This is a genomic window from Campylobacter sp. US33a (genome assembly GCF_004378855.1).
Classification (GTDB): domain Bacteria; phylum Campylobacterota; class Campylobacteria; order Campylobacterales; family Campylobacteraceae; genus Campylobacter_D.
Genome location: NZ_RYYL01000005.1, coordinates 171,319 through 180,616, shown reverse-complemented (window position 1 = coordinate 180,616; position 9,298 = coordinate 171,319). Strand labels below are relative to the sequence as shown.

The window sequence follows — 9,298 nt, the reverse complement described above, 5'->3', positions numbered from 1 at the left end:
AACCTCCTTTCAACTTTATTCAAAGTCTTCAGTCGGTTATCCTTAAAGCTTGGAAATTATATAAAAAATTGTTTTAGAAAGAGTTTAGAATTTTTTAGTTTTAATTGGTGTTTTTTGCGGAAATTAGAAAAGATTTTAAAGAGCTTTAAGCCCTTTAAAGTTTTAAACCAAATTCCTTTTTTCTACCATATCTCTTAAAGGTATGATGGCGCTTTTTAAAACACCGTTTTGCAAGACGATTAAATTATGCACTTCATCAATCCACGCCTCATGTGCATAAATCCAAGCGATGAGCTTATTCTGTCTATCGCTTTCATTACTCATATTTTGCAAGTAAAGTTCCCCTAAAGAGCTTTCTGCGTGATAAACACTTGGTCCCAAAACTTCAGCTAAATAAGCGTAATTGCCATTTGCGAGTTTGGTTTTAATTTCATCAATATTTTTGCTGATTTGTTCAAATTTGTATTTTTGCTTAATGTCTTTGGTTAAATTTCTAATTTGCTTTCCGGTTTTTCGAAGATCTTTTGCGATTTTTTCGCTCCTTTTGATGAAAGTTTTGATTTGTTTGTAAGATTTTAAAAGTAGGGCATTTTGATCTTCTTTACTTAGTTTTTTTACTTTCGTTAAAGGTTTTTTAAGATCTTTATCCAATAAATCATCGCAAAGTTCCTTAAAAGGCTTTTCTATGGTTCCACCTATCCTTGCCCCACCTTCAGTGGCATTATAAACAGTGCAAGTTTTTTGTGCGTTGATGGTTGTAGTTAAGGTTTCAAAAACTCTAATGAAAAGCTCCCAAATTTTTGTCGTTTTGATTAAACCCTTGCCCCCATAAGCCTTTACTTTGGTTTGTGGTAAGGCTTGTGTTTCTTTTTTGGCAAGTTCTTCACCTCTACCATAGCCTTTTGAATGCGAAGCGCCATCTTTTCCAAAAGCTAAGTCTTGTCCGATTAAAATCACATTTTCATGCCCTAAACGATAGGCCAAGATTAAGGCCATATGCGCCACGCTCATTCCATTTAGCGAAGAGAAAGCTTTTAAATGTTTCATATTTTGCGAGAAAGGCAGGGCTCTTGGAGTAAGTATATAAGATCTTTTGTTTGATTCTAAATATTTAATGGTTTGTGGGTGAGTGAGCGCTAAAAGGATAAATAATATATCCTTGTCAAATTCACCAAAATTATTATTAAAAAATTCACTTGTAGCCTCAACTCTTTCAAGACTTAAAACATAATCAGGCTTGATATCATTTTCGTGTAAGATTGAATAAGATGCATCAAGGCAAAAAATGCTGGCTTTTTTATGATATTTTTTAAGAAGTGGAATTTGTTTTTGAAGGCTTGGACCTGTGGCTACAATGATAGCAGTTTTTGCCTTTTTGTATCTTTTTTTTATGAGTTCGCTAAGGGTTGGATGGGTGATCATATAAGGTATGTGTCTTACAAATTGATCCACGCCTTGTAAAGCATCTTTTGGATCATTGCCTTGTTTTAAAGAAGAATAAATGATAATGTTTTTGTTGATATTGTTAATTTTAATAATGTCTTTTGAGTATTTTTCATAAAAATCTGAATGCAAATCTAAAAAATAAGACCTAAACAGTAAATTTAACTCAGGCAAAGAAAACAAAGAGCTTGCTTTGGCGTCATTCATTTCGCTACTTAAAATGATGATCAATCTTCCTTTAATAAGCTCTTGAGTAAAGTCAGCTAAATTTAAAGCAAGAAAAATGAGTTCAATTTCTTTTTCGAAAACGATAATGCGTTTGAAATTTGGGTTTTGCAATAAGGCTTTATATAAAAAGCCATTACCTATGCCATAGAAAAATAAAACAGGATATTTGAGGTATTTTTCTTGAATGAAAGTAATTTTGCTTTCTAATTCTTTTAAAGGATTTTGATACATTTTTTCCTTAGTAGAATTTTCTATAATATTTAAATTCAGTGGATCTTTAGCATCAAGAAGTGGGAAAAATTTTTTGCTTTCTTTGATTTTTTTAAGTTTTTTAACTAAGCTTTCGTATTCTTTTCCACGAAGAGAAAGAAGATTTTTTTCAAAAATATCTGTTGTTTTCATCATTTAATTCCTTTTGATTTTATCAAGTAAATTTCCAAAATTTCTTTGCAAAAGTTCGTTTTCTAAAGGCAAGATATTGTTTTGCAAGGCTTCTTTTTGCGCTTTAAGGTGTATTAAAACATAAACGATCCAGTCTAAATGCTCTTTGATCCAAAATAAGGTTTTGTTGACCCAATCTTCTTCTGTGAGTGGGTTTAAAACATAAATTTTTGCTAAATTTAGCTCAAATTGATGGTATAAGGGTTGCAAAATTTCGCCTAAATCTTGATAGAGATTGTGAATTTTTTCAATCTCGCTTTTTAGAGCATCGATTTCTTCAATGACGCTCCCAGCAAGTTCTTTGTTTTCATAGCTTAAATTTTTAAATTCTTCTTGGTTGATCTTTTTTAGGATATTTTGTTGTTTTTCTAAGACAAAAAGCTCTAATTTATCGCAGTTTTTAATGCTTCTTTGAATTTTGTAATAAGCTTTTAGCATCCTTTCATTTTGTTTATCTTGGCTTGGAAATTTAGGACTTGGAAGAGGTTTATTTAAATCTACATTTAACAAATTTTCGCAAATTTCTTTAAAGGGCTTTTCTATGGTTCCTTCTATTCTTGCTCCACCTTCAGTGCAATTATAAATTTTAGTAGTTTTTGGAGTGCCAAGAATGTGCTTTTCTAAAATGGTGCGAAACATATTCCATATAAAATGAGTTTCGACTTCACCTTCCCCGCCGTAAGCTTTGGTTGTAATATGTTCATACATATTTGTTTCATAAGTTGATGAGTTTTGATAGTCTTTTGGGTGAGAGCAGCCATCTTTTGCGTAGGCTAAATCCTGTCCTATGAAGATGATGTTTTCGCATCTTAAAGCCATAACTAATTCATAAGCCATATGCGCCACGCTTGATGCCATAATCAAATAACCAAAAGAATGAAATTCCATATAGCTTTCAAAACCAAGGAATTTCTCGATTAAAATATAAGTTCTATTATATTTTTCTAAATACTCAATAGCTTTTGGATGCACTAAGGCGGTAGTAATAAAAATAATATCCTTATCAAAATCACCAAAATCGTGATTGAAAAATTCAGCCGTTACATGTGTTCTTTCAAGCATCATTACATAATCAGGTTTTATTCCTGCTTTTGCTAAGATAGGATAAGAAGAATCCGCGCAAAAAATAGTGGCTTTATTTGCATATTCTTTTAAAAGCGGAAGTTGTTTTGTAAGACTTGGGCCGGTTGAAACAATGATGGCGTTTTTACTAAGTTTTTTTCTTGTATTAACCAACTCTTTAGCATTGGGATGGGTAAGCATTTTTGGTAGATTATAAACAAACTGTTCTATACCTTGCAAGGCATCTTTTGGATCATTTCCATGTGCACATACAGCCTCTTTAATGGCATGATGTATGTCTTGGTTTAGCTTGATAATCTCATCATGCTCACTCTCATAATAATCGCTATGAAGTTCTAAAAAATACACTCTTAAAAAATTTAAAAAAGGCTGAGCATGAAAAATAGAAAGAATTTGTTGTCTGTTATTTTTTGGTGATATGATGTTAATTTTTCTATCTTTGATTTCACTAGATAAGTCGATTAAATGTAAGCTTGTAAAAATGAGCTCTATATCGCTTTCAAAGATGATGATGTGCTGTAATTTTGGATTTTGACAAAGAGCCTTATAAAGCACACCATTGCCCAAACCATAAAAATAAAGTATAGGATATAAAGCATATTTTTCATTATAGGTTGCAAGTAAGGAATTTAATTCCATTAAAGGATTGCTATAAATTTTTTTGTGAGTGTAGGTGTTTAGGAGATTGATATCAAGCGGATCTTGACCTTGTATGATTTTAAATTTTTTACTTTTAGAAAGCTTTGCAAGATCCTTTTTAAGAGTAAGCGTATCAGCTAGGGCGTTAAAATTTTTTTTATAGCGCTTTTTTTGTTCTTCTGTGAAAGCCATATTTTTCCTTTTAAATGTATTTTTCAATGAGTTCATTTTGAATTTGCATATATAAAATGAATTCATTGAATTTTTCGTGATAATGTTTTAAACAAAGCAAAATTTGCTCCTTTTCTTCTTCTTGAGTTTCGCAAGGCTTTACTTTAAGTTTTAAAAGATCACATTCTTGATGAAAAACTAGGGCTTGCAAAAGTTCGCTCATCAGTCCGTAACTTTTCATTTTAGTAGCTAGGGTTTGAAAATCAAGCTCTATTTTTTTAAGCTTTTTAAATTCTAAATTTGATTCTGTCTCATTTAAAATGCTTTGTAAGGCATTAAGCTTGTTTTTCATTTCTTCTATAAGTTCTTTGCTTGTTTTGACTTGATTAAGAAGGTGTTTTTTGGTTTTTTCGTAAATTTTTTGCGCTTCTTTAGAATTTAAGCGAAAATCATTTTTAAAAGGCTTGTTTAAATTCGTATTTAATAAATTTTCGCAAATTTCCTTGAAAGGCTTTTCTATACTTCCTTCTATTCTTGCTCCACCTTCAGTGCAATTATAAGTGGTAATTTTTAATTTTTCTTTAACAAAAAGTATATCTTTTTCAAAACTTTGTCTGAAGAGTTGCCAAGAAAGCTGAGTTCTTACCTTTCTTTCGCCACCATAAGCTATAGTGTAGATTTCTCCGCGTATCTCATCGCCTTGTTCGCCATAAATATGATCTTTTGGATGAGAATATCCTAAATCATCATAGGCTAAATCTTGTCCGATTAAAATAATATTTTCATGCCTTAAAGCCGCAGCTAATTCATAAGCCATATTTGCAACGCTCATTCCTACGCCAAGATAACCAAAATCATCTAATTTTAAAAGTGAAGAGAAAAGCAAAGGTCTTAATATCAGCATATAATTTCTGTGGTTTTTTTCAAGATATTTTAGAGTATTTTCATGAGCTACTGAAGTGATTAAAAATAAAATATCCTTATCAAATTCACCAAAATCATTATTAAAAAATTCACTCGTTAATGCAAGTCTTTCAAGGCTTAAAACATAATCAGGTTTTATTCCTGCTTTTGCTAAGATAGGATAAGAAGAATCTGCGCAAAAAATCGTAGCTTTATTTGCATATTCTTTTAAAAGTGGGAGTTGTTTTGTAAGGCTTGGACCGGTTGAAACGATGATGGCGTTTTTTGATTTTGCACGGTTGTGTTTTAAAAAGTGTTGAAAAACTCCGCCAAAAATCAAGGCTTTTAAATTTTTTAAAGTATGCTCGATGCCAATGTGCGAGTCCTTAGGATCATTTCCGTGACTTAAAACTATAAATTTAATGATATCTATAAGGCTTTGGTTGAGATTTTGAATGATATTTTTATAATGCGTCAGATAAAATTCACTATGGATATGAAAATCATAAGTTTTAATGCTGTATTTTACTTTTTTGTGATTTAATAAAGCATTTAGCTGAGCGATATTTAAATTGGAGGTATAAAAAAGAATCAATCTTTCATTTTTAATATCTTTGCTAAAATCAAACAAATGAAAAGCCAAATATAAAATTTCAAGTTCACTTTCAAAGACAATAATTTGCTTGTGATTTTGGTTTGCAAGTAAGGATTTATAAAGCGCACCGCTACCAAAGCCATAAAAAAACAAAGTAGGGTATTTAGAGTATTGTGTTTTAAAAAAACTTAAATTCCCGCCCAATTCTTCGTAAGAATTTTTATAAACACCTTCTTTGCTTGGTAGATGGATAATGTTAAGATTTTCTAGACTATTTCCTTGCAATGTAAAGCTAAAGCATTGTTTGATTTTTCTTAATTCATAGGCTAAAATTTGATCGACTTCAAAAAGCGCTTGAGTGTTTTTTAAAAAAAGTTCTTTATCCATCAAAGCCCCCAGCCATCAGCAACGACTATAGTTTGCCCTGTGATAAATTTACTCTCATCACTAAGTAAAAATATTAAAGTTCCACAAATATCTGCTGCTTCTAGCATTCCTTTGCTTGCACAGCATTTGCGGTATTTTTCTAAAAAATTCCCAGGTTGATTGTCTAAAATTCCACCGCTTGCTAAAGTATTTACTCTAATGTTTGTATTAAATAATTCTTTTGCAAGCCAAACGCCAAGATGATTAATCCCTGCTTTTATCACGCTGTATTCTAAAGAGCTTTGCATAGTGGTGTTTTCATAATTTTCAAATTTAGGTGCAAAAACTCCCATAATGGAGCTAAGATTGATGATATTTCCATAACCTTGCTTTTTAAAAAATTTCACAAATTCTTGTGAAGCTAAGATAAAACCGCCTAAATGCAAATTTAAACTTTCGCAAATTTGCTCAAAACTAGCTTCATAATAAGCTATTTTACCCCAATCCTTTCCCACAGGATAGCTAGAATTTACAAAAGCATCAATTTTGGTGTATTTTTTAAAAGCTTCATCAATGCATGAATTTAAGCTTTCTTTAGAAGTGATGTCGAGTTTAAGACTTAAAAGTTCTTTTTTAAATTCATTTTTAAGCTCAATAGTTAAATTTTTTAAATTATTTTCATTGATATCAGCTAAAATTGGCACACCGCCACTTTGAAGTATCTTTTTACAAAGAGCTTTTCCTATACGCCCACAAGCTCCTGCTACAAATATGATTTTATTTTCTAGCATTAAAAATCCTTTGGCTCTAAATTTTTTTCTTTAATTAAAAACTCAACTATTTTAAAATCAAGCTCACTATCTATATCAAAAGCCGTGCTTTCATCCATTACAAAAAGTCCTGTTTTTTCTCCAAAAACGCCATCATTTTTAAGCAAAAAATCTCTTTTAAAGATATAAATACTCGCATTCATATCGTAGCACTTTGGCGCACTTTGGCGTGTGGCGAAATTTCCTTGCTTAGATTTTATAACTTTTTCATTTTGCACTTCAATTAAATTAAAATAAGGATTGCGTCTAGCAGGAACGGCGGTGATTAGATTATCATTGTTATTTTTACAAAACTGATTATAAGCATTTTTTATATCAGCACTTGATCTAAGCGGAGCGGATGCGTCAAGATCGATTAGAGTGTCAAATTTGCATTTAAAATACTCTTCACTTCTTAGCAATGCATCACGCATTACAGGCACTTTTGCCGCGCTATCACTTGCTAAGTGTGCTTCTCTTTTAAAAAAAACTTCTCCGCCATATTTCCTTGCAACTTCGGCGATTTCATCACTATCGGTGCTGATAACGATATGTTTAAAAAGCTTTGAATTTTTAGCTTGGATAATACTATAAGCTATCATTTCAAGATTATTGATTTTGCGTATATTTTTGTTTTTAACGCCCTTACTTCCGCCTCTTGCACAAATCGTGCATAAAATTTCACCCATTTCTTGCCTCATCGCATAGTTTTAAAATCTTTCTTGCTTCTTCTAAGGTGCATAAATTCTCATCATCTTTTAAAATTGCTTTATACATATTTTGCAAGGTTTTAAAAGTATTGCTTTCATAAGTTTTACTTTTAATATTATTAAATTTATCATAAATATTTAATTTATTATGAATTAAATCGGCTTCTATGGTTTTTTCTTTGCTATGAAAAAGAATTTTTCTTTGATTTAATTTTGAAAAATAATCAAGCTCGATGTGAATTTTAGCTTTTTTTGAATTTAGGGCTAAAAAAGTAAAATCATCACTATTTATTTCAAGCTCTGAAATTTTTAAATTTTGTCCAAATTCTAAATTTAAATCTTTAAAAAAATAAAAAGCCAAGTCAATTTCATGAGATAAATCAAGCATTACCCCACCGCCAAGCTCTTTTTTGGCACTATAATTTTGTCTGTAATCGATTTTTCGCCAATTTGGCAAATAAGAATTACAAACAAATTTAGCAAAATAAATTTCATTTATATCTATTAAGTTTTTTAAATCTTTAATCAAAGGATTAAATCTCAAAAGATAAGCAATGTAAATTTTATTGTTTTTGCTAGGAAAAAAGTTAATATCTTTTTCAAATAAAGGTTTTTCCACGAGTATGGTTTTTTCTTTTATATTTTTATCTAAAATTTCAAGCGTTTTAAAATGATCTGTGGTGATATTTGCAATGATAAATAAATCATATTCTTTTAAATTTACTTCGTTTAAGTCTTTAAAAAGCGTGAAATTTTTTCCTTCATAAATACTAAATTTATAGCTTTTTGACACAATATCTACTAAAAATCCTAGTTCATTTAAGGCTAAAAAATGCTTTTTTCCAATGCTTCCAAAGCCTATAATTAAAGCTTTCATTTAAAATCCTCATTAGCTTTTAAAAACTCATCAAGCCTTCCAATATCAATCCAATAATCATTAATTAAATAAGTATTTACCTTACCTTTTTGCATGGCAAGTTTAATGAGTTCAGGCATATCAAAGTAGACATTTTTTTCTAAAAGTTCTAAAATTTCTTTCTCACACACATAAATTCCAGCACTAACTAAGAATTTTTGCACCGGTTTTTCTGTGATATTTGTAATAAAGCCCTCATTTTGCTCTATCACTCCAAAAGGAATTTGTTGTTCAAATTCTCTTACACATACACTCATTAAGGCGTTTGAAGCTTTATGTGCCCTTAAAAGTTCATTAAAATCAAGCTCGGTTAAAATGTCTGCATTCATGACAACAAAACTTTCTTGTAATTGCCCCCTCCCTATCAAACTTAAAGCTCCTGCAGTACCTAGTTTTTTGCGTTCTTTGATGTAAGAAATTTTTATGCCAAATTCTTTACCTTTTTTAAAATATTCTTCTATGACTTGCTTTTTATAATTTACACAAAAAATGAAATTTTCAAAATTTTGCTCCTTTAATTTTCGCACGATATTTTCTAAAATAGGTTTTTTCCCAACCTTTAGCATGGGTTTTGGGGTATCTTTTGTAAGCTCTTTTAAGCGACTTCCAAGCCCACCTGCCATTATCACGATAAAATTTGGATTTATTTTTCGCGCTAGTAGCGATGAAATGGACTTTATAGAGATTATTTTACCCTTTTCATTTAACACAGGAAAATCGTAAATATCTGTCTTTGCGCTTAGTTTTAAAAGCTCATTTTTGCCAGTATTTTCTTTTATAGTGATAGGATTTTTGGTATAAATATCTTTGATTTTATCCTTTAAATTCTTACCATTTATCAAGGCTTTTCTTATATTTGAATCACTAATTACACCTAAGAATTTATCATTTTTATCCACGATGATGCCAAGGCGAACACGTTCAAGTCCTACGATTTTTAAAGCTTCTTCTATACTAGAATTTGGAGTAAGCTTGAGTTTATTTATATCCAAAA

The 9,298-nt window shown here is 30.5% G+C and carries 7 protein-coding genes; all 7 read right to left on the bottom strand.

All coding sequences use genetic code 11. The annotated features are described in order from the left end of the window. Positions 1-162: 162 nt before the first annotated feature. The 7 genes from ELQ16_RS05385 to ELQ16_RS05355 are packed head-to-tail and all read right to left on the bottom strand — an operon-like array spanning position 163 to position 9,296. Positions 163-2,076, bottom strand: coding sequence for a 6-hydroxymethylpterin diphosphokinase MptE-like protein (locus tag ELQ16_RS05385; RefSeq protein WP_347876278.1), 1,914 nt, complete (start codon positions 2,074-2,076; stop codon positions 163-165). Beyond that, positions 2,077-4,026 carry a motility associated factor glycosyltransferase family protein gene (locus tag ELQ16_RS05380; RefSeq protein WP_134238539.1) on the bottom strand — a complete coding sequence of 650 codons (1,950 nt, stop codon included), beginning with the start codon at positions 4,024-4,026 and terminating at the stop codon, positions 2,077-2,079. Positions 4,027-4,036: 10 nt separating this feature from the next. After that, positions 4,037-5,890: a motility associated factor glycosyltransferase family protein gene (locus ELQ16_RS05375; RefSeq protein ID WP_134238538.1), complete on the bottom strand. Its 1,854-nt coding sequence runs from the start codon at positions 5,888-5,890 to the stop codon at positions 4,037-4,039. After that, the gene (locus tag ELQ16_RS05370) at positions 5,890-6,660 is read right to left on the bottom strand and encodes an oxidoreductase (protein WP_134238537.1); all 771 of its coding nucleotides are present in this window, start codon (positions 6,658-6,660) and stop codon (positions 5,890-5,892) included. Before ELQ16_RS05370 ends, ELQ16_RS05375 begins: the two co-directional genes overlap by 1 nt. Then, on the bottom strand, positions 6,660-7,367 hold the full coding sequence (locus tag ELQ16_RS05365) for an acylneuraminate cytidylyltransferase family protein (RefSeq protein ID WP_134238536.1): 708 nt from the start codon (positions 7,365-7,367) through the stop codon (positions 6,660-6,662). Before ELQ16_RS05365 ends, ELQ16_RS05370 begins: the two co-directional genes overlap by 1 nt. Continuing rightward, positions 7,360-8,265, bottom strand: a complete 906-nt coding sequence (locus tag ELQ16_RS05360) for a Gfo/Idh/MocA family oxidoreductase (protein WP_134238535.1) — start codon at positions 8,263-8,265, stop codon at positions 7,360-7,362. The genes ELQ16_RS05365 and ELQ16_RS05360 overlap by 8 nt, the downstream gene beginning before the upstream one ends. Continuing rightward, entirely contained in the window at positions 8,262-9,296 is a 1,035-nt protein-coding gene (locus tag ELQ16_RS05355) for a nucleotidyltransferase family protein (RefSeq protein WP_134238534.1), read from the bottom strand. The genes ELQ16_RS05360 and ELQ16_RS05355 overlap by 4 nt, the downstream gene beginning before the upstream one ends. Positions 9,297-9,298 lie beyond the last annotated feature (2 nt).

What these genes read in the sequence shown, in the direction of transcription:
- ELQ16_RS05385 (WP_347876278.1), bottom strand. Translation starts at nt 2,076, where the DNA reads ATGATGAAAACAACAGATATTTTTGAAAAAAATCTTCTTTCTCTTCGT.
- ELQ16_RS05380 (WP_134238539.1), bottom strand. Translation starts at nt 4,026, where the DNA reads ATGGCTTTCACAGAAGAACAAAAAAAGCGCTATAAAAAAAATTTTAAC.
- ELQ16_RS05365 (WP_134238536.1), bottom strand. Translation starts at nt 7,367, where the DNA reads ATGGGTGAAATTTTATGCACGATTTGTGCAAGAGGCGGAAGTAAGGGC.
- ELQ16_RS05360 (WP_134238535.1), bottom strand. Translation starts at nt 8,265, where the DNA reads ATGAAAGCTTTAATTATAGGCTTTGGAAGCATTGGAAAAAAGCATTTT.
- ELQ16_RS05375 (WP_134238538.1), bottom strand. Translation starts at nt 5,890, where the DNA reads ATGGATAAAGAACTTTTTTTAAAAAACACTCAAGCGCTTTTTGAAGTC.
- ELQ16_RS05370 (WP_134238537.1), bottom strand. Translation starts at nt 6,660, where the DNA reads ATGCTAGAAAATAAAATCATATTTGTAGCAGGAGCTTGTGGGCGTATA.